Annotated in this window: 17 protein-coding genes and 2 pseudogenes; 2 read left to right on the top strand and 17 right to left on the bottom strand. The window is 42.7% G+C overall.

From position 1 onward, the window contains the following. Nucleotides 1–19: 19 nt before the first annotated feature. From H509_RS0102520 to H509_RS0102500, 5 genes are all read right to left on the bottom strand, one after another. Entirely contained in the window at nucleotides 20–463 is a 444-nt protein-coding gene (locus H509_RS0102520; RefSeq protein ID WP_028543677.1) for a cell wall hydrolase, read from the bottom strand. A gap of 33 nt (nucleotides 464–496) precedes the next feature. Next, nucleotides 497–1,567 carry an NAD(P)/FAD-dependent oxidoreductase gene (locus H509_RS0102515; RefSeq protein WP_028543676.1) on the bottom strand — a complete coding sequence of 357 codons (1,071 nt, stop codon included), beginning with the start codon at nucleotides 1,565–1,567 and terminating at the stop codon, nucleotides 497–499. Continuing rightward, on the bottom strand, nucleotides 1,568–2,545 hold the full coding sequence (locus tag H509_RS24055; protein ID WP_051286769.1) for an ABC transporter substrate-binding protein: 978 nt from the start codon (nucleotides 2,543–2,545) through the stop codon (nucleotides 1,568–1,570). 98 nt (nucleotides 2,546–2,643) lie between these two features. Then, the gene (locus tag H509_RS0102505; protein ID WP_028543675.1) at nucleotides 2,644–4,248 is read right to left on the bottom strand and encodes a helix-turn-helix domain-containing protein; all 1,605 of its coding nucleotides are present in this window, start codon (nucleotides 4,246–4,248) and stop codon (nucleotides 2,644–2,646) included. A 214-nt stretch (nucleotides 4,249–4,462) separates the two neighbouring features. Then, complete coding sequence (locus H509_RS0102500; RefSeq protein ID WP_028543674.1) at nucleotides 4,463–5,932, bottom strand: discoidin domain-containing protein; 1,470 nt, start codon at nucleotides 5,930–5,932, stop codon at nucleotides 4,463–4,465. Between the two features lie 658 nt (nucleotides 5,933–6,590). On the opposite strand from H509_RS0102500, the pseudogene H509_RS0102495 reads away from it, so the two are divergent. Then, nucleotides 6,591–6,821: pseudogene (locus H509_RS0102495) on the top strand (methylated-DNA--[protein]-cysteine S-methyltransferase); the annotation flags it as partial. 171 nt (nucleotides 6,822–6,992) lie between these two features. Here the strand turns inward: H509_RS0102495 and H509_RS0102490 are convergent. The 5 genes and pseudogenes from H509_RS0102490 to H509_RS0102470 all read right to left on the bottom strand — a co-directional run bounded on the left by H509_RS0102490 (nucleotide 6,993) and on the right by H509_RS0102470 (nucleotide 11,779). After that, nucleotides 6,993–8,735, bottom strand: coding sequence for an ABC-F family ATP-binding cassette domain-containing protein (locus tag H509_RS0102490; RefSeq protein ID WP_028543672.1), 1,743 nt, complete (start codon nucleotides 8,733–8,735; stop codon nucleotides 6,993–6,995). Nucleotides 8,736–9,195: 460 nt separating this feature from the next. Further along, nucleotides 9,196–9,825, bottom strand: a pseudogene (gene pyrH / locus H509_RS24050) (UMP kinase); the annotation flags it as partial. A gap of 141 nt (nucleotides 9,826–9,966) precedes the next feature. Further along, on the bottom strand, nucleotides 9,967–10,290 hold the full coding sequence (locus tag H509_RS0102480; protein WP_028543671.1) for a DUF2834 domain-containing protein: 324 nt from the start codon (nucleotides 10,288–10,290) through the stop codon (nucleotides 9,967–9,969). 267 nt (nucleotides 10,291–10,557) lie between these two features. Beyond that, the gene (locus H509_RS24045) at nucleotides 10,558–11,046 is read right to left on the bottom strand and encodes a hypothetical protein (protein WP_084159048.1); all 489 of its coding nucleotides are present in this window, start codon (nucleotides 11,044–11,046) and stop codon (nucleotides 10,558–10,560) included. A 406-nt stretch (nucleotides 11,047–11,452) separates the two neighbouring features. Further along, a complete protein-coding gene (locus tag H509_RS0102470; RefSeq protein ID WP_028543670.1) occupies nucleotides 11,453–11,779 on the bottom strand; it encodes a DUF5713 family protein in 327 nt (108 codons plus the stop codon). 593 nt (nucleotides 11,780–12,372) lie between these two features. Between H509_RS0102470 and H509_RS0102465 the strand changes: the two genes are divergently transcribed. Beyond that, the gene (locus tag H509_RS0102465; protein ID WP_028543669.1) at nucleotides 12,373–13,821 is read left to right on the top strand and encodes a serine hydrolase domain-containing protein; all 1,449 of its coding nucleotides are present in this window, start codon (nucleotides 12,373–12,375) and stop codon (nucleotides 13,819–13,821) included. 102 nt (nucleotides 13,822–13,923) lie between these two features. Here the strand turns inward: H509_RS0102465 and rlmH are convergent, their stop codons facing one another. From rlmH to H509_RS0102420, 7 genes are all read right to left on the bottom strand, one after another. Next, nucleotides 13,924–14,403, bottom strand: coding sequence for a 23S rRNA (pseudouridine(1915)-N(3))-methyltransferase RlmH (gene rlmH / locus H509_RS0102460; protein ID WP_028543668.1), 480 nt, complete (start codon nucleotides 14,401–14,403; stop codon nucleotides 13,924–13,926). Between the two features lie 453 nt (nucleotides 14,404–14,856). Beyond that, on the bottom strand, nucleotides 14,857–16,347 hold the full coding sequence (locus H509_RS0102450; protein WP_028543667.1) for an erythromycin esterase family protein: 1,491 nt from the start codon (nucleotides 16,345–16,347) through the stop codon (nucleotides 14,857–14,859). Between the two features lie 196 nt (nucleotides 16,348–16,543). Further along, nucleotides 16,544–17,977, bottom strand: a complete 1,434-nt coding sequence (locus tag H509_RS0102445) for an erythromycin esterase family protein (RefSeq protein WP_028543666.1) — start codon at nucleotides 17,975–17,977, stop codon at nucleotides 16,544–16,546. 387 nt (nucleotides 17,978–18,364) lie between these two features. Further along, the gene (locus H509_RS0102435) at nucleotides 18,365–19,165 is read right to left on the bottom strand and encodes a TerC family protein (protein ID WP_028543665.1); all 801 of its coding nucleotides are present in this window, start codon (nucleotides 19,163–19,165) and stop codon (nucleotides 18,365–18,367) included. 322 nt (nucleotides 19,166–19,487) lie between these two features. Next, a complete protein-coding gene (locus H509_RS0102430; protein WP_028543664.1) occupies nucleotides 19,488–20,033 on the bottom strand; it encodes a hypothetical protein in 546 nt (181 codons plus the stop codon). Nucleotides 20,034–20,359: 326 nt separating this feature from the next. Beyond that, nucleotides 20,360–20,530: a CxxH/CxxC protein gene (locus tag H509_RS27055; RefSeq protein ID WP_084159047.1), complete on the bottom strand. Its 171-nt coding sequence runs from the start codon at nucleotides 20,528–20,530 to the stop codon at nucleotides 20,360–20,362. 92 nt (nucleotides 20,531–20,622) lie between these two features. Then, complete coding sequence (locus tag H509_RS0102420) at nucleotides 20,623–21,870, bottom strand: S1C family serine protease (RefSeq protein ID WP_028543663.1); 1,248 nt, start codon at nucleotides 21,868–21,870, stop codon at nucleotides 20,623–20,625. Between the last annotated feature and the right edge of the window lie 296 nt (nucleotides 21,871–22,166).

Genomic DNA, 22,166 nt, shown 5'->3' with positions numbered 1-22,166 from the left:
CGTTTTTTCATTTATACACTTAAAGTGTATTGTATACTTCTTCACATTCTTCCGCGGTTGGTTCATAAAAGCAGTGCTTCTTCCATCGCCCTGCAAACGGCTGATTATACCAAGTTGGCGGACATGGCCCGGGATTTTCGAATGATCCTGGACGGAAATACCATAAGGAGAACTTGGCTGGCCAATTTCGCTCCCCGTTTACTGCCCGTTGCGCCAGACGACGTTCTCTATCTCTTGCCCTTTGATAGTACATACCATGCTGCAAGGCTTCAAACGCATGTGGCTGATTGATCATTTGGGGAATGGTCCGAATATCTTTAAAATCAGAGCAATTTGATCTTATTCGGTTAATACCAACATTGCCAACAAGGAGCATGCCCATTTCGCCTTCAGTCTCAGCTTCAGCTCGAAGCAACCTTGCCAACATATCAATATCTTGGTTCCTGGCTTTAACGACTGCCATAGGCTCACCTCTTTAAATTTCTAGCTAGACTCATCATATTGCGGGCGAAGTGGAAATGTTACAAGGTGTGGTTTCAGCTTTACTCTTTTGTTGTAACGCGTCATTTTTTTCAGCAAAGATGTCATTGTGAGAAGACACGCCCGCCATTTTTGATTGTGTAGGGTCGATATACAATTTGGCGCTATTTACAGCGAGAACGGCATCGTTAAATGCACCTGCAATCAGTCTTACTTTCCCATCATTTGTTACTATATCACCTGCGCCAAAAATGCCTGGCATACTTGTGCACATTTTGGGTGTAACGGAAATGCCCCATTCTTCAGAGGCTAAACCCCAATCCATAATGGCGCCACCAAAGTGTCGTTCAAACCCGTGATTGACAAGTACTTCGTCTACTTCAATTTTTGTCGTCTCATTTGAATCCACATGCTGTAATGTGACACGTTCGATTTTGTTGCCATTGCCATGTAAATGAGAAACCGTATACGGAACAAACGTCGTTGCGACGGACTTCATGCGCGTCACGGACGATTCAAAAGCACTAAAGTCATCTCGTCTATGAACGACGTACACTTCTTTGGCGATAGGAGCCATTTCAATAGCCCAATCTACAGCTGAATCCCCCCCGCCAGAAATGAGTACACGTTTATCTTTAAACTTATTGATGTTTGTTACCGTATAATGAAGGTTGTTCAGTTCATAGCGATCTGCGCCCTCAATTGTCAATTTCTGAATGCGTGTAATACCGCGTCCTGTAGCTAAAATAATCGTTTTCGTAAAATGTTTCTCTCCTGTTCTAGCTGTTAAGACGAAGATGCCATCCTCACGTTTTTCCATGCCGACAACTTCTTGACCAAATACGATAGTTGGATTAAATGTCATAGCTTGCTGGATTAAGGATTGAATAATATGTTCACAGCGAACAGGCTCAATGCCACCGACATCCCAAACTAATTTCTCAGGATAGGTGCGCATAAAACCACCTAACTCATGCTTTACTTCGATCATTTTTGTTTTCATTTCACGCATGCCACTGTAAAAAGCAGCATACATGCCCGCTGGACCGCCACCGATAATAATTACATCATAGATTTGTTGTTCCATTTAAGGCACCAACTTTTCAACTAAATAGTCAAGAAATAGTGGAGAGCCAATCAAACCTTCACCTACAACGTAATCGGCTGTTTTTAATGGGTAAACATTTCCTGCTTTCACAGCATTCATATTTTTCCACATCGGGCTATTCTCTAAATCTTTCATGGATTGCTCACTACTATAATTTTGCATTTGACGTTGTTCGACAAAAATATGGTCTGCGTCAATCTCAGGTAACACCTCTAAGGAAATGGGCGTAAACCATTCCTTATTGTCTTTTAACTTAGTAGGTATATTTAATCCAAGCTTTGTGTATAACATGTCACTACCAGGGCTGCCCTTTTCAGTGCCTAGCACACGATATTGTTTTTGCTCTACTCGTAATACGAGAATTTTTTCGTCACCTATAGCATGGTGTAGTTTCTGCTTCGTGTCTTCTATTTTTTCGCTAAACTTCTTGAGTGCAAGTTCAGCTTCTTTCTCTTTATTGAACAGTTTACCAAGCACAGGAACATACTCCTCTATTGCTACGCCGGCATCAACAGCAACAGTAGGGGCAATTTTACTTAAAGCCTCGTATTTTTTAGCATCGATAGCTGCACCTTCAGCAATAATGACATCCGGTGCTGCTTCAACAATAACTTCTAAATTATCCTCATATTGCACAGTCGGAATGATTTTAACGTTGTTTTCCTTAAATAATTTGGGGCGATACTCAGGTTCGATTTCTTCAACGACTGTCACCATTTGAGGCTTTACACCGATTTCAATTAAGTTTTCAGCATAGTTAGAACGAAGGACTAACATATTTTTAGGTTCGTTAGGGATCGTGACCTCACCGTAAGCATCTTTTACAATACGCGTTGTAGGCTCGCTTTTTGGTTCTTTATTGTTTGCCTCAATACCGATTTCCTTGTTTGTGCTTGAGCAAGCCACTAATGTTAAAGCAAGAAACATTAAAAATATATATTGCATCGTTTTTTTCATTGATTGTAGCTCCTTATTATTTGATAATGATTATCACTATCAAATAATAACAGGTATTTTGCGTGCCTACTATAGCATAAAGTGCCTTAAAAATTGGATTATTGTGTTTTAGGGCAAACACGATCTACAATCAATTGTTCAATCTGTTTCATAATTTCCCTTTTTCCAAACACACTGCAATTGTTAATCCACAAACCCGTATCCACATAAAAAACACGCTTATTTTTCACAGCATCCAAATTTGCCCATTGCCCACTTTTTTGTAAAGTAGCTAAGCTAAGGTCGGCCGTATAATAATCCATTATTCGTTTTTCAATAAACAAATAAGTAGGATTAGCTGCCACTAATTGTTGTAATGAACATGTGTTGAAACTATTTTTATTGGCGCGTAATAGTTCAGGCATTTGTAAGCCAAGTTCCTCATATAAAAGGATAGCCGAGTCACTAGACGATTCACCGACATAGCGATAACCCAGCTCCTCCACACGTAAATAAAGTACAGTAGCATCCTTTGCAATATAATGTTGTATTTTATTTTTTAGAGCATCTACCTCTACTGTAAGTTCGTGAATGATTTGTGCAGCTTCATTCTCTTTATTAAATAATTGACCAAAATAACGTATTAGTGCGTTTAAATCATAAGGCAGCCCTGTAATAACAGGGGCGATCGTTTGGAAGTGCTGTTTAGTCTCTTCCGTTAAGTCGACACCGATAATTAAATCGGGTTGCTGTTGTACGATGATGTCTTGTTGAATTACATATTGAGGCATTTGTAAAATGGCAGTACCGGCTTCATGAAAAAGAACCTGTTGATACTTTGGAGTCAGGGAGCTAGTCACAGTAACACAATTAGGTACAACGCCTAATGCAATCGCAATTTCTGCGTGTGCAGGTGAAAGAAAGCAAATGCGATAGTCGCCAACTTTATTTTTGAATTGCTTAGGTGGGCGACCAACAACGCGTCTAAACTGTCGACTAAAGTTTTGTACATCATCAAAGCCAACTTTTTTTGCGATATTTTGTGATAAATCATCTGTTGTTAATAGCATTTCTTGCGCGCGGAAAATACGATAACGAATTAAATAGGCTATCGGTGTTTGATCATATAACTCAATGAACTTTCTCGAATAATACCACGGACTATACCCAGCGATAGCTGCCAGTTCATCTCTGGTCATCATTTGATTGTATTTTTTATGCATATAAATAACCGTATGTTCTATTCTTTGTTCAAGTGTGTATTCATCTGCTGATCGCTCTTGATGTAATTCTTTTAACAAGCTGTATACTATAAATTGTTTAAGGGTGATGTGGAGGTGGTCTATGTTTTGAGCGAGTGATAACCGAATATCTGCAATGACCGCTTCAGGCACTCGTTGCATGTAGTACCCATTTGTTGTATCGATAAACCAATTACAGGTTGATTTCATTTCTGTATCATACAGCACTAAGCTAAGTAAATAACCTGAAAAATCAAGGCGGTTTGTATTTGAAAGTTGGATAACTGCACCAGCTTCAAGGGCAATAAAATGTCCAAATACAATATGCTCCTTGTGCCCATTAATGGATAAAGTCGTTTGACCATCCGTAATTAGTAAGAGTGCCGCACGATCAAGATGTATCGTTGATGTTTGAAATAATGATTTGGCTAAATCTTTTATTTCTGTGCAATGTGCAAGCCAATTGGAATTAAATTGAAGCATTTATGTACCCCTTTAGTTCGTTGTGATAAAAGTATACTACGGAATGTCACAACAAAAGGCATAAAACGAAAAGTTCAAAAGGAATAACATAAGGAAATAAAAAATCTTACCGAACATTGAATGTATGAAAAAGGCCTCCCTGTGAAAAATCAAAAAGCCCCTGAAACTTAAAGTCTCAGAGGCAATAAATCTTTACTATCATATCAGTCAAGGGTTATGTCGTAAAATCAGGTCCGTAAGCCTCAAACTCATAAATCCTTGCTGCGGGGTTTGTGGTCTGTGTAGGCGTCGTTACGTTCAGCTTAATATATCGAGCTGTTACTTCCGTTATCTTGTCTACAGTAATGCCGCTTGTATTGTTGATTATGCTGACCACCGTGTTCCAGCTCGTTCCATCAGTGCTGACCTGGATATTGTAGGCCTTGGTGTTGTAGGAGGCGGTCTCGCCACCTTCCGATGCATGCTTGATGACAAATTGGTTTATTTGCTTCGCGGAGCCGAGATCAATCTGTAACCAACGGTTATTGGATTTGGAGCACCATTTGCTGTCATTGGTTACGCTGCCGTCCACAGCTTTGAACGCGATTTGCGAGGCGTTGCACGTACTATCAACCGTTACGGGTTTATTTAATGCTTCATTTGCAGGTCCGTATACCTCAAAAGCATAGATTCTTGCTGCAAGGTTGGTAGTTTGCGTAGGCACCGTAACGTTCAACTTGATGTATCGAGCCGTCACAGTAGTGATGTTGTCCAAAGAAATACCGCTTACGTTATTAGTTACGCTCACGACCTTATTCCACTTCAAACCATCCGTGCTAACCTGGATATTATAAGCCTTCGTGTTGTAGGAGGACATCTCTCCGCCTTCTGATGCGTGCTTGATAACGAATTGGTTCACCTGCTTCACGGAGCCGAGATCGATCTGCAGCCAACGGTTACTGGATTTGGAGCACCATTTGCTATCATTGGCAACGATTCCATCCACGGCTTTGGCCGCCGTCTCCGAAGCGTTGCATGTACTGTCCGCCTTCGCGGATTTATTTAACGCTAAGTTCGGAGAACTCACCGTTATTGTGTACGTCACCTTATTCGTACCGGTTGGCGAGGTTAAGATGATCTTCATTCCCGTCGCTAGTGTCGTCGCTTTCGTAATTCCGTCTGCATTGTAGATCTCAAAGGATGCATTCGCTGACGGTGTGATTGCGGCCTTCAACGCGGCTAGCTTGACGTCACTCCCGACAATAATCGTCTCATTTACCGTACCGCCAGCGCTTACCGTACCGATCGTCGAAGTTAATGTCAATATAGCTGCGCCGCACTGCGCGTCTGCACTTGAGACCTTCCATTTCGCATACAGCGTTAGGTTACTATTAATTGGATCTGAAGCAAGGTAGGCTCGTGTTAGTGCACTGTCGTAAAACCAGCCGTTGAAGCTGGAGCATTTCTTAACCGGGATTTGTTGAAAATATATTGTACTACCAGGCGACACAAAATCAGGGGGAATCGTTGAACCGCCGTTTGTATTATAAGTCACGACCTTTTGGCTATCAGCCCCTATATCTCCGCCAGCAAATGACGAAGATCCGAATGCCATTAACGAAACGAGAATAGCTACCACCATTAAGTAACCTTTTATCCTCGCTTTAAATCCTTTTTTGCTTCGGCTAATACGTAATGCTTCCACGAATTGTGCCCCTTTCTCACTCCCTAGTAGTTAACGCTTTTAATACTGCAAGCTCGCCCGCAGCAGCATTCTTTAGCGTTTCGTTCGTACAACATCGTACAACGCCTTTAACTGGCAAATCATGAGGCGACTGGGACTGAGAAGTATTCAAATCACACGGCTGTTGCACCAATCATTATGTTATTCAAAATACGCGAAACAATGTCTGTTGATCGATACTTCAACTTTTATATGGTCAAGTTACGCTCCTTTCCTAATTGACTTTGCTATCCGTTGCAATCTGAATGATGTAGAGTCATAATTCGGCAATTAGGTGGAAAATTCCTGTAAATAAAATACTTTTTCATATAAATTATTGCTTTTATGGGGTCAATGTATCATCAACTCAACGGCATTATTGAATGCAGTGAAACGCAATTTGGGTAGTCTGAAAAGGGACGCAAAGGCAGCAGCCTGCATCGCACTACCCAGAAGCATGGTTGCGATTTCTTAGGGGCGTTTGATCCTCACCCTTCTCCAATAGAATCAAAAAAAGACGAGTACAATCCTTTTATGCATTATCCGGCTGGAGTGTGACCCGCCAGCTCCTACGGTGTGCATGGTGTTATTACAAAATAGGTGCCTGATTTTCGGCTACCGACGTCGTTACCAAGGGGTACCGGGCGAAACCCGTTCTTACGCCGATATCGCACTGGCGCTTGGTAAGCCCACCGCATATCGTGCGGTAGCACAAGCGAATGGTGCCAATCAACTAGCGATCGTCATTCCCTGTCATCGCGTAATTAACACCTCTGGCAAACTCGGCGGGTACGGCGGAGGAGTCGCACGCAAAGAATGGCTGCTGAATCATGAGAAAATCAGAGGTCAAAAAAGTGAAAAATCAACTTGAACAGGCACGGGAGTTTCACGAAGTCCAACCCCTACAAGGAAACCACAAAAACTTGCCGCTACTTGTGATACCGTTCAGCATATCATCTATTGAGTGAAAGAGAAGGCACCCGGATCGGGTGCCCTCTCTTTTAATTGCTGTGGGGACTTCCTTAAATCAGAGGATCGTAATTTAAAGCAACTTAATCAGTTCTTCTAGCTCATCAACTAATACTTTTGCAAGTTCAAAATCAGTATTTTTTAAAGCCAATTCTATTTTCATTTCAACTGCTTTTTTGTTTTGTTCCGCTTCTAAATAATCTTTATCAAAATGGTTAGCATAAATCATTTGTCTAAATTTTCGCATGCTCATTTTTCTAATCGTCTTATCGTCAATGATTAATACATAATCCATACCATTTACAACAGAATAGAAATCATGAGATATCATGAGAATCGCACCTTTATAAGCTTCAATGGCTTTTTCCAGCGCAATTTGTGTATAGGTGTCTAAATGGCTTGTAGGTTCGTCAAGAAGCAACACGTTTGCCTTACTAGCAGAAACTTTAGCTAATTGGAGTATATTTTTTTCTCCACCAGATAAAGATGCTATCTTCTGATTAACGATTTCTCCTTCAAAGCCATAGTGTGATATATACGATCTAACCTCATCATAAGTGCTAAACCCAGCATCAATGAATTCTTCTAGTATTGTATTAGAATCCTTTAACACTTCGCCTTGAAGCTGAGATAGATAAGCCATTTTCACTTCAGCATTTATTTCAATTGAATCATGATTATTGTTAAAGATATCTCGGAGTAAAGTCGTTTTTCCCGTACCGTTTGGACCGATAATGGCTACTTTATCCGTAGATTTTATCTCAAAGCTAACATTGTGTAACAGCAGCTCATCAAAGGCAACACTATAATTTCTAACATTTACAACAATCGTGTCTTCTTCAATCTCATGATCCATATCAAAACGAATATTCGGTTGCTTAATATCAACAAATGGTGCTTTAATTCTACGCGCTTCCAATCTCTCTTGAAATCTAACTCTAGCTTTTAACGCTCTCCCCCTAGATGCTTCTGAATTAATAGTTGCGATCGCTCTAAGATTATCAATAATGTTATCGTATCTCTCAATTTCTTCTTGTTCAGCGACTGCGATTTCTTGCAACTCAATCTTTGTCTGAAGTAATGAGAAATTATATTCCATATATCGCCCATCAAACTCCTGGATCTCCATGTTTTCAAGGTGAATAATTTTGTTGAAACAATGATTTAATAAATATCGGTTGTGGGTAACAACTAGCAGGATGCCTTTGTGAGAATTAATAAGATTTTTAAGCGCATTTAGGTTTTCAAAATCTAAAAATACATCGGGCTCATCCATAATCATCAAGTCGGGACTACTAAGCATCTCCTTCATCACTTGAATAAGCTTGAACTCTCCACCACTCAGCTCGGATACCCTAACATCTTTTAGCTTCATGAGGTTTGCTAGATTTAGTTTTTTATTAATGTTGCTTTCAAAATTATCGCCGCCAATTGCATTAAACGCGTCTAAAGCTAATTGGTACTTTTCGAGTAACGGCTCAATATCCGATGATGTTTCCATTTCAGTACAAAGAGATTGTATTTCATTTTGTATTTCAATAAATTGTTCTCCAATATATTCAAAAACGGTTGTTTCTTTTGTTCTGTCTAGTTGGGAGAACTGACTTACATACCCAATTGTGCAGGTTGGATCTATCTCTAACTTGCCCTCGAACAAATATTTTTCTGGATCCATCAGTATATCGATCAGTGTACTTTTACCACTGCCACTTGTTCCTATAAAAGCGCAATGCTGTGCCTCTTCTAACGTAAATGAAATGTTTGTATATAGTTCTTTTTGTGGGAATGAGAAGGATAAGTTTTCAACTTTTATCATAAGTATTACCTTTCTTGATAACTAAATTTGTGACTATTAGTGAACGTATCGTAGAGCATAGCTTTTGAGTTTACCGTTGTTAGAGTAACACTGTTTACACCCAACTTCAATTCATTTATATTCCCATCCGTTGGGGGTCAAAGTTCCTTGCTAGCTCCTGACGAATAGCCAACTGAATAGGTAGGGAAGCTTTTGAGGAGGTTGCAGGGATGAGCTGAACAGCCTTGTTAAATGCTCGTGTAAACGCCTCTTGTGATGAGGGTCCATACTTTATGGCAGCATCCAGAACCCGCAAATCCTTCGAGTCCTCAGATATCCCCCTGCAATGTATTCCGGTTAATTGAGAGAACTGTCTGGAACAATGAACAATGTCACTAATGATACGGTTCTCCGCGCTGTCAGTAACGGCAAGTATCACGAAAAAGAGGGAGCGCTGTTGTACTCCCTCATAATTTTCAACTCATTCCAACTCCAAAATTGACTCACCACTAATTATTGTACCATTAACTTTCCCTTCACAAATTTCTTTCATCGAGCCCGGCTTGTCAAAATTAAACACATGCATTGGCAGATTGTAGTCTCTAGCTAAGATGAAAGCTGATTGATCCATTACCTTCAAGTTATATTTTAAAACATCGTTGTAGTGAAGGGACCTGAACTTTCTTGCTTCTTTGTCGAACTTAGGGTCTGCATTGAGAACACCATCTACGCCTTGTTTTGCTACTAACAAAGCTTCACAATTAACTTCGATTGCCCTTTGAACGGAAGGGTAATCCGTTGTAACGTAGGGTTGCCCGTTTCCTCCTGCAAAAATTACTATGTAGCCCTTTTCCAGATGGTGAACTGCTCTTAGTCTGATATATGGTTCTGCAACTGAAGTAATAGGTATTGCTGTCATCACACGAACTTCTTTGTCTGTTTTGGCTTTAAGAACTCCTCGAAGCATCAAGCTATTAATAACAGTAGCAAGCGTCCCGATGTTGTCAGCTTCTGCTCTTTCTATTCCCCAGCTTTCCGCCATATTACCGCGAAAAATATTCCCTCCACCTATGACTAATGATACCTCAACACCTAGATTCACAACTGACATAGACGAAGGACTCCATGAGTACAAAATAGCGTTGCTGTACGATAACGACTACATGATGACGTTCTTCACGCAGGCCAAAGCGCATGACGAGGAGGTCGAACAATGGCTGAAAGACCAAGCCGAAAGAAACCACCTTTGATGTTATTTTAGAATGTTTTTCTCCAAGTGTAATTGTCGAAGAAACAAAAACAAGGGAAGACCCAGTGAAGGACCTACCAGTAGCGTACCTGCAATCGGCAGCCATAAATATTTCATTCTCTTTCTGGTGCCTTCTAACAGAATGAATCCCATAAGCACGATCGCGGTAACTAAAACATCCATCCATGCAAAAGCTCCGATACGCGAACTGGTTATGGCTTTAAATAGTAGAGTCAAATCGAGGCCGTTGTGCACGACCCAAGGGATGAATTGCGAATAGGGCAAAACGAGTCCCAAAAAAGATAATACTCCGTAAAAGTACTTCATTTATAGCCCTCCATTGTTGTAATTCCAAAAAGCGCAAAAGTCCGTTTTCCCCATCTTCGCTGCTACTCGCGACCCCGCCTCAACCTATGTCCTTCAAGGCTCCGTTCCAAGCCTGCTGCGGGATTATCCGAAAAACTTACCGTTACTTATGGTACGGTTCACCTTGTATTACTAAGTGGTAAACGAGGGGCATCCATCGATCGAGAAAATCGCAGGAGCCAGGTGAGTAATCTATATTAGGAAATTTCGTGCTTGGTATTTGTTTCATCAATTAGTTGGCTCGTTTTTGGATTTTATGGGCATCATTTTAATTTGGGTGAGGTTTTCTAAGTTGATTTCAATTTGTAATTCGTTATGCTCATTAATAGCGATTAAGATTTTATCTTTAATTTCTAAGCTTTTTATAGGGTTTGAATTTTCAAAAAATATTCCCCATACCAAACGGTCTTCAGCATCCGTACAAGCAATAAATCCTTCATTTCCCATTTGACCATCACCGCCACAGATTTTCCCGTCTTGATAATCAATACTGACCCATTCATCAACGATCGTCCAACATTCAACATTATACTTTGATATGCTTTCAATGGTTGTGTCACACAAGGGAGAGCAATAAAGTTTACTTTCATTTGTGTTGGGGTTATATAAGCTGTAACAACTTAAGATAGTTACAGCGCCATTTGGAAAGATGATGCTATTAACGCCGGGCAGTTCATGCTTTTCAAGATTCCAATGTTCCGCAACAACAATATTCATAATATATCCCCTTTATATCTTAAGTTACTAATATATACAGCTACTTGTTGAGGACAAAAAGCCGTATAATCTAGTAATCGTTTCCTTAGAAACTTCTTCACTCTATAGGCCTTCATTTTGCTTCCAGTGTAGCAATGCCTATTTCATAGAGATTGCGAACTAAGGATAAGCAAGATTGTACTGAACTCCAATGCCAACTGTAGATAGTAAGCGTTGGGTGTACATACTTACAATTTGAGTAACTTCCGAACCCCGATTGTACTGCTCATAGAAATATTCCTTGATCTCACACGAGGTGTCATTACCAAAAACCTCAGCACTCCATGTTCACATACGCTCTTCACCAATATTAAGGTATATGTTGGCGTATAATGATGATGAAATAAAAATATATTCCCCTAACAAACTACCAATCACGTTCACGAATGGCTACTTCTGTATCTATTTCGATACCAAAAAAGGCTAAAATATCTTCAACAGTTTGTGCAATTGATTCTCTGCCAACTGTTTCAATTTCGCTGTCATTTTCGTCAAACTCTTCTGCAAGATCATTGATTGCATTGATGGCGGAATTAAGCTTTGATTGAATTTCCTCGATATCTTGATTACCTTGTTCCAAAAATTCAACAACTTTAACTAGTTCAGCTTTGACTTTATCCACAAGAAAATTAGGGAAGTATCCATCAATATACATATCTTTTAAATATTCAAAATCAGAACTTAGTTTTTTCATGAAATGATCCTCCAATAACATGGCTAGAATAGGATAACTTTACCGCTTTTACTTTATCTGTGTCAATCATAAGGAAAAGCACGTTCTATTGGCCCATCTGGATGAAATAGTAGAGGGATTGTTTGAAGCAAGAATGAATTTTATCGGAGAAAGACCCTATGAAGTAGAAAAAGAATGTGTAAAAAGGTAACACAGCTTATGGCTTGTGTTCTGGTTGTTCTGTTGATAATGACACTGCTACCTGAACTGTCAAGTTTGACTAAATGCAGTGTTTCTATCTGACTGTAGCAGTAAATAAGTGCATCACAAAGAGATCGAGCTAACCTTTGATGAGAAAATTGAGGAATACTTCTAAACTATTGCCCCTTCCGCTAATGAAGCAGAGGGGGCTTTTTGTGTTCCTAGCAGAATAGTTCGTAGTAAGTAGAAGATTATCATAGCAATCTAATTTTTTATATTGTATGATTCTTCACATACAACAAGATTTTGCTAATAAGCTTCATAATATATATCTTATTACACTTTAGGGGAATAAGGCGTACTGCGGATTATTTATATTTTCCCGTACGGGAGTTTTTCGGAATGGAGAGACTATGAAAAAAATTATTGTCTTTATGATTGCATTACTTATACTGTTCACCGGATTCGCAACACCTAGTTATGCATTATCAGATTCGCAATCTGATTCAATACAAACATTGTTGGATGATGCAAGCCGTATATCAGGTATACCGGGTATGTCAATCTCAATACTTGCGAACAATGAAGTGCTCTACTTTTCTTCCGGGTACGCAGATCGTGAAAAGGGACTGTCGGCAAGTGAAAATACTCTATATGAGTTGGCTTCGGTAAGTAAAGCTTTTACCGGCATGGGTATTCTGCTGATGGAAGAACAAGGACTGCTGTCAATGTCAGACCCTATCCAGAAATATTTGCCTTGGTTTACATTAAAGTATCAGGGGAAACCCGTTGATATGCAAAGTATTACACTCAATAACTTTCTTCACCATACTAGCGGCCTAACAAATGCTAGGCATACTCAAAATATACCACAAGGCAATACGCCAGATTTGCTGCAAAAGACTGTGGAAATGCTGGTAGATGCTGAGTTGGCGTTCCCTCCCGGTGAACAGTATAACTATGGAACCGTTAATTATGACGTATTGGGTTTGGTTATTGAGATTGTGTCGGGACAAAGCTATGAAGACTTTATGAGGGAACAGGTATTTCAGCCGTTAGGTCTTCACCAGACGTATGTTTACAAAGAAGATGCCCAAGCCACCGGACAGTTGGCACAGGGCTACCGTTCTTCCTTTTTTATGACAACTCCATATAACGCGCCGGATTATTCCGGAAATAAACCCGCAGGCTACATCATTTCTTGTACAAAAGATATGGCGCGTTGGATGGGCATACAGATGGGTATTGTGCAGGACATACCTGAAATATTTCATACGGTTATCGAAAAATCACATCAGGGTGATATGTCTGTTCCGCCCGTCAATGAAATGTATTATGCGGCGGGCTGGTCGGTAAACGCCAACCAAACGATTATAGAGCACCCAGGGGGAAATCCTAATTTCGGGACCGAAATGGCCATACTGCTAAATGAACGAACAGCCATCTGCTTGCTGACCAACGGCGCAAATATCAATAGAAGCATGGTACTAAAAGTTAAAGATATATTAGACGGCAATCTGACGCAATCATATAGAATAAGCGGCACACAGCTTTTGGACATCATTTTGTCATCTACCACAATTATTCTCTGCCTATTGGCTGTTCTGCTCTTTCTCTTAGGATTACGCAGAAGGAAAGCGAATGAGCGGCAGCCAATAACAAAAAAGCGAATAATCGTAACAGCTATTTTGCTGATTGCTACGATTGTCCAGTGTATTATGTTCTATGCATTAGATTGGTCAGCGATACTTATTTGGCAAACATATAGTGTTCTTACAGCTTTGATTTCGTCGGCATTATTAACAGCAAGCATTACATGGTTTGTATACACTCACCGATATAATGCCTCGCACCGAAAATAAGCATTTTGTTCGTTGGCCTTATTAAAAAAAACGCGAAGATTTCTTTTAATGAGAGAACAATATCAGCAAAAAGGAAGTGCCAGGCACCCCCTATTTTTCGCCCTACTTATGATATGGTTCTCCCCGATTTATCTTCACCGCGCGATAAATCTGCTCCACCAGCACCAAGCGCATCAATTGGTGCGGCAGCGTCATGCGCCCGAACGAGAGCTTCGACTGCGCGCGGCGCATCACGGCTGGCGACAGGCCTACCGAGCCGCCGATAATATACACGACGTGGCTCGTCCCATACGTGCCGAGCTTGTCCATATGCGCCGCCAAGTCTTCGCTCGACCAGAGCTGGCCGTCGATCGCCAGCGCCACCACATGCGCCTCCGGCTTCACGTGCGCAAGAATGCGCTCGCCTTCCCGCTCCTGCACCTGCAACAGCTCAGCGTCGCTCATATTTTCAGGTGCCTTCTCGTCAGGCACTTCGATCACCTGGAACTTCACATAAGGCGCAAGACGTTTGCTATACTCCGCAATGCCCTGCACCAAGTATTTTTCTTTTAACTTGCCTACACTGATCAATTGAATAAACATAATCACTATCCCCGTTTCGATTACAACTCACAAATAAAATAATACGGGCAAATAACCTTCATACCTATTTAAAATAGTCTGTAGCTAATCCCCCTAGAGCTGCTTGCTACAAGCTAGTGTACCCGAAGGGGAACCTTCTAGTCTATGTCCACCCACTGCTTCATTTTTCAAAGTGACCACAAACGACGTCACATTTCACCCCAGTCGAACTAGAAGGTAATTATACAATAAAGAAGACAGCCTTCTTTCGAAAGCTGTCCCTGTCCTTGCACTCCCTATAAATATGAAGAGTATCCATCATCATGGCTATTCTCACTTCTGCTTGCATCTCTACAAACAACATGAATGGCTTGCTCTTCATTTACACTCTAGTCCACATATCATCCACTGAACGCTATTCCTCACATACATTCACCCAAAGCAACCCCGAGATTCCTTTTAACACCTATATCCCTATTTCTTAAAATACTTGGGCGCCGACACCTGATCGATATACAATATACCGTCATACTGCTCAAATGGTATGCTGCTTACAGTAGACACACCAGTGTAGTAAGAAACCATCTGCTGTCTCATCCACGAGTTGCCTACTGTCTCCGGCTTATATCGCATATCTACAAAGGAGTAGCGGTGTCCGGCCCCCTTCATCACTTCTTCGATAGAGTGCGCCATTGGCGGCAGCACGTCGAAAATCTCGCCTGTCACGTGGGCATTTTTTCCGCCCCCCATATACAGACCCATCACGTAGCTTTGATCTTTGAACTTTGTCTTTTGCATCAGCTCGCCCATATGCACACGCGGCAGCGCGTTTAACTCCTTGGAATACGCCTTGGAAATGTGACCGTTGTGCGCCCACACGATCATTTTCTCATTGGGGTACACATTCGTTGCCAGCCAGACCAAGTTGTCCGCCATCATGCGGTCACGATATTCGGAGGACTTGATAACAGATTGATAGTCCATCGATTTGCCTAACATAAATCCAGTTGAAGCAATCGTCGTCTCCATGTATTCCTTCACCACTTGGATACGGTTATCCAGTGCACGCTCGACCAGTTTCACGATATGTGGATTATCCGGAAATTGACGGCGCAGCGCATCGGCACGTTTAGGCGCAATCTGGCGCACTTGTTGGTACACCTTTAATAGCTTCGGCTTTGCTTTCGCATAAGCAGCTAGATCTTCGCTTTGCTCCCAGCGGTCCAACTCCAGCTCGGCATCCTGGAAACGCTTGGCCAGGTTGGCATCTCCCATCCATTCGCCTGAAAATAATGGCCCTTGCGGCTGCATATCGAACCCTGCCAACGCCAGCGGCTTCTTGGTCTTCTGCGTGTCCTGAATATATTGGAACAAAGGTACCGTCTCTTCCGCCTGCCAGATGCGGAAGATCGAATCCTTCATCGTTTGTACGGGCTGCTTGGATTTCACGTTCCCGTAAGCAGAAGCAGCATTGCCGAGATTCGTCTCAAATGCGACTACATTAAAGCCCAATTCTTGATGCATATATTGAATGAGTCGCGTCTTCACCGAGTTGTACTCGGCTGCACCGTGAGAACTTTCGCCCAAGTAAACGATACGTTTATCCTTTAGCAGCGTCTTTAATGGCGCCAAGTCTTTAAATTGGTCTGCCTTGACGACTGCATTCTTTGTAACTTCAGGCTTGATAGATTTTAATGCAATAGCATTGCTCTTCATCCACTGTTTCCATTGTTGACGAGTTGCTGTGCTGGTTCGTGCTCCATCCTGATCTGCTACCTTCAAGTCATTTGTTTGTGGTGCTTGTGCGCCATTGTTCACCGTATGTTCGGTTATCACAGCTTCCTTGCTCTCAACAGCCGCTCCATAAACAGTCGTTGTATAGGATAATAACGATCCCAGTGTCATAATCGAAGCAAGGAATAAAGACAAGCCTCGCTTTTTCCAAGTTAGTAATTGTGTGTTCATCCGAACATCCCCCAAGTCATATATGTAGTGGCTTATTAATAAGCACGCGTTTATCTATTCAGCCAAGCAATCATGTAACCACCCTGCAAAAAAGAAGTAGGATATACTATACTTTCCATCTCATTTTATCTCTTTTCATCTCTTTAGATCGTCTGTGCTTCTGATCCGTCACTCTCCCACAACGACCGTTACTCTCCTACTCGATGTAATTCGAGGGCTTCACTTTATCGATATACAAAATGCCGTCATATTGATCGCGCGGTACAAACGTTTCCGGGTACATGCCCCAATAGTATCCGGTACGCTTCTGAGTCATCCACGAGTTGCCCGGCACCATCAACTGATGACGCATGTCCACAAACGTATACGGGCGATTAGCCGACTTTATTACCGCTTCGATTGAGTTTGGCTGCAATGCCGCAACATCGATTGGATTGCCCGTGTTGTCTGCTGTCTGACCACTTCCCATATACAAACCAAGTGAGTAGCTGTAAGGTCCAAATAACGTCTCATGCATCCGTTCGCCCATTGCTTTTACCGGAAGGAAAGATTGCTCTATCTTCGATTGCGCTTTGCTAATATGGGAGTTATGTCCCCACACGATCATTTTTTCTGTCGGATAAACCTCGGTAGCCAACCAAAGCAGATTGTCCGCCATCGCTTGATCCCGCCATTCAAACGCCTTTAACATCGGCGCATAATCAGCATTTTTAACCGCTATATTAGCGTTTATATTCATTTCCAAATACGTTTCTACCACTCGAATGCGATCGTCCAATGTGCGGTTCACGAGCGCAACAATATGTGGATTGTCTGGATACTGCTGAATTAATTGTTTTTCCCGTGTCGACACCTTGCTTTTTACATCTTTGTACACCTTTAATAATTCAGGCTTCGTCTGCTGATAAGCAGCCAAATCTTCAGAACCGAGCCAAGAACCCAACTTTTTATCCATCTCGATGTACCGCTTCGCTAACTCCTCATCTCCCATCCAGTCGCCGGACAAAAAAGCACCCATCGATTGCATGTCCACGCCCGTTAATTGCAGCGGCTTGTCCGTTGCTTGTGTATCTTTTAAATATTGAAATAGAGGCAGCGTCTCTTGCGCCCACCATTGCGGGAAAACAGAGCTTTTCATCATCTGTTCTGGCGTCTTGCTTTTTACGTTTCCGTATCCAGTAGCCGCATTACCCATCGGTGTTTCAAAGGCAACCACATTAAAGCCCAGCTCTTCATGCAAAAATTGAATGAGGCGTGACTTCGCCGTATTAAACTCGGCTGCCCCGTGAGAGCTCTCACCGAGGTATACGATACGCTTGTCCATTAATAACGGCTTCAGCATATCAAGGTCCGTGAAGCTGCCTTTCGCAAACTTGCCATCCTTCATCACGGCAGGCTGAATCGTATCCAGCGAATAGGCGTATGTCTTCATCCACTTCTTCCACTGCTCCATCTGAGCGGCAGATGTTGTATCCTTTAATTGAATCGTTGTGTTAGAGGCAGACTTGCTTGCTTCTCCCCCTTGAGCATATATAGATGTTCCAAATGAGAGTATGGAACCTAAAGATAGGACAGATGCGAGCGTAATCTGGATCGTGCGGCGCTTCCAATTTGTTGTGAATGTGTGCATGCTGGTCAACTTAAACATCTCCTCTGTATCGTCGTTCTTGATGTACTCATCTTAACCCGCTTCACAGCTACAAACCTTATAATACCGCTGAATTATGCCCTTTTCAGGGTTGAGTGGAGCATCTAAAAGGATGAATGGAACGCTTCTAAACGTTGAAAATGTACCCCCATTATCGTCGTTGCCATCCATAATCTGACCTCATCGATCACTGAGTTACACCTGCACACAAAGCAAAAAGGCGCTGCTCCATTTACAAGAGCACACGCCTTTTATCTTGCTTTTTTATACTGCCTATACCTTACTACCTTACTTCCCTCACGTCATTCATTCGTTCCTTCATGGCGTGTGGTGACCATTTCGTGTTAGACAGTACCAATCTTTATTTGATTACTCACCAGCAGCCAATGGTTTCTGGCCTCCCTGGTCTTTATCACTTGATAAGAACCAACCACCTACAGCGATTAATACAAGCACAACATAGAACGTAATTTTCCACGTAGTAGAATGAGCAAACGATTCTGGAATAATGGCCAACGCCGGATGAGACATCGTATATACTGCTAGCTTCACCCCAACCCAGCCTACAATTGCAAAAGCCGCAACCTCTAGGCCTGGTTTACGTTCCAGCAGCTTGACAAACATCGTTGCCGCGAACCGCATAATAACCAAACCAATAAACCCGCCAATAAAGATAACGAGGAAGTGACCACCATCCATACCGCCGATATTTGGCAGCTTTGTAGTAGGAAGTGCGACGGCAAGTGCTACAGCAGCCAAAATCGAATCAACGGCAAACGCAATATCTGCTACTTCGACTTTAATAACCGTTGTCCAGAAGCCTGCGCCTTTTACCTTCTTCGCCGCAGCATCGGCCTCAGCTTGCGCATCGCCCTGTTTCTTGAAGATTACTTTTCTGAAAATGTGGTTCAGCGACATAAATAAGAGATATAAGGCACCGATCGCCTGTACCTGCCATACATCTACTAAGTACGAGATCGCAAACAACGATCCGAAGCGGAATACAAAGGCGCCCGCGAGACCATAAAATAATGCTCTTTTCCGTTCTTTCTCTGGCAGATGCTTCACCATAATAGCCAAAACCAGCGCATTGTCTGCGGCCAGGAGACCCTCGATGGCAATTAAAACTAATAATACCCATCCGTACTCCATCAATAATGCAAAATCCATCTTGATCCCTCCATTGTTATTTTATTAATGCCCATTTTGTCTGCACATGATGAGTGGTTTGCCGCTTTTACAGGTTGTTCGCGTGCACTTACACAAAAAAGACCTTTGCCTAAATAGGCAAAGGTCTCGCTAACAACGTTACGTTGCCAATAAAGCCGGAGAAGTTCATTCTCGAATTGACGACTTTACTGTAGCAGCTACTCCCCTTTGGAGTATGTTCACACACTATGAAATTCGACTTGTCACCTTGTTGCTCTTGATGACTACGTTACAAATACGCACATACACGGCAGCAGGTTTCAAAACTTTTTATATTATTTTATTAAAAACCTAACACACGCCCAAACCAATTAAATAAATCCTCCGTAATAGGAACGAGTCCGAAACCATGCTTTCCAATGACGACAACTCCGTAGGCCCATTCGCCAATGCTCCCCACACCAAGTGCCTTCTCTGCAATGACTAATGCACCAAGCCCCCACTCTCCGATGGCAATAGCTCCAACCGCCGCTTCACCAATTGCGATAGCTCCTATAGCCAGTGGCGCGATCGCTATTGCTCCTAACGCCAGGCCATTGCTTATAGAAATGGCGCCTGCTGCCAACCACAAAGCTGCTGTAATCGCACCAATCGAAAAAAGTCCTAAGCTAATAGCGCCGATGGAGATCAACCCGATTGCTATGTCCCCGATGGCAATCAAGCCTACCGCCACTTTGGGGCGATGAAATTTCCCCTGCCGATAAGATAAGCTGCTCCGAATGCTGATGACAGGAAAGCTTGGGGAAGGCCACTGGTAATCAATTTCCCTGTCGTGTCCATTTGCATATTCAGCCGTCATCATCCGTTTGAATTGTTGATGCCATTTCATGCTAACACCCCGCTCTATTATGTTCATGTACCCTTATTGTACTTTAGCTGCATAAACTTCGTCATCAGGCCGTAACTGGACAGCAATTCCGTCCCTAGACCGATATATGCACAACTATAAAGGAGTATGACAAGCTACTGAACTATTCATCCACATGTGGATAACCGAATTTCCAACTGACACACGACTTATCCCCAGAAACATAAAAGAACAAGGGCTAGGTCTTCACACCATAACCCTTGTTCTCATGCTCTCATCCGTATAACGATAAGCAGTCGCTCTAGTACAATCAGAGCCTTAACTTCCTACTGCGAATCCCTCTCTGCTTACACGACCAGAAACTGCGCTTCCACTTCACAGTTCATGCAGCACTTGATTGGGCGCTCCCAGTCACTGAACTGTGCATCGTCCAGATTGACGATATCGGGTGCATCTTCAAATTCATCCACAAACTTATCAATGGCGAGCTCTACGTGCTCTTTGCATACTACGTACATGATGTTCCCTCTTTCTTGCCTTCTTGCTGACTGTGTATACGTATAACTCTACCCCATCAGTATGATTTGTTCAAGGGTGAAGCGTCATCCTACTACGATTCTGGCTTATCCGTAAGTGTGATGGCAACTGTCATCATCTCACCGTCACGATAGAACGCGACAGTCATAGAATCGCCAATCTTCTTGTTCTCATACAAATATTTGCGCAGCTCAAGCGTAGAGCCGATATCCGTACTGTCAAACTTCACAATTACGTCGTTAAGCTTCAGGCCCGCTGTCTCAGCAGGTCCTGTTGCTTCGAGCACGATGACACCTTGTGTCACCGAATTCGGCAGCTTCAGATCCGCCCGCTGCTCCTTCGTAATCGGTGCATAAGGATTGTTAAGATCAACCGTGTATACGCCAAGATATGGCCGCACAATCTTGCCGTTCTCCATCAACTGCTCCACAATAGATGTTACCTCGTGTGAGGGAATCGCAAATCCCAAGCCTTCTACACCCGTAGTTGAAATCTTCATCGTATTGATGCCGATGACACGTCCGCTCAGGTCCACAAGGGCACCGCCACTGTTGCCTTCATTGATGGCAGCATCGGTCTGGATGACACTTTGCTCCCAGTCATAGACGCCATCTTGATTAAGGGAGACCGGAATCACCCGGTTCGTATAGCTGATAATACCGGCAGTCAAGGAGTCGCCCAGGCCGAGTGGATTGCCGATGGCAATTACCGTCTCGCCTCGACGCAGCTTGCGGGAATCACCAAGCTCCGCTACCGCCGCAATGCCAGCGCTGTCCATCTTCAGAACGGCGATATCTGTCACTTTATCCTTGCCGACCAATTCAGCATGCTTGCGCTGTCCATTCGCCAGTACAACTTCCAATAGATCAGCGCCCTGCACAACATGATCGTTGGTCATCACGTAAGCTTTGCCATCCTCTTGCTTAAAAATGACACCCGAACCAAGGCTCGCCTCTTCAGGCTTGCTTTCCTGCTCCGTCAGATCCTTCTGCTTGTTAACGATGCTGACAACTGTTGGACTAACTTTCGCTGCGGCCTGCACGATCCGCTCATAAGGATCATTTACATATCCCCCGCTAGCTGATACAATCTGCTGGCTCGGAGTCCCCGTTCCGGTAAGCCAGCTATATAGTATAACCGCCATTAAAGCACTAATCACAGAGCTAATAACGGCCACCTTAACGGTTGATAGCTGCCGTCTGCTCCTTGCTCTGCGAAGCTTGCGCCACCCCGTGCGCGGTGCCCGTTCCTCTTCCAGCCACGCACGTTCGCGCCTGCGTGATACTTTTGGCGAATAGAAATCATCATCAAACAAGCCCATCCGCAACCAACTCCCTCTCAACCAGGGCCCTCGCCCCTCCGGTTGTTCCCAATTCGAAGCCCACATTTGGCTCTATTTCCATTTACACATGAATGCGACTGCTTCAAACGGTTAACAATATATATTAATGCATATGACAAGCTTACAATGAACATGAAATTGAACTTTAAAATGAAAAGAATAGGGTTCGCCCCACAAATGCTGAACAATTGTCATAGACAGTCTGTCTGATTCATATTCTATCACAAGATACTTAGTAGAGGGTTTGATTACGAGAAAGTATTCTCTATTATTTC

Source organism: Paenibacillus taiwanensis DSM 18679 (genome assembly GCF_000425125.1).
Lineage (GTDB): Bacteria > Bacillota > Bacilli > Paenibacillales > Paenibacillaceae > Paenibacillus_B > Paenibacillus_B taiwanensis.
Note: the sequence above shows the minus strand (reverse complement) of the source record. Positions and strands in the feature narration are given on the sequence as shown.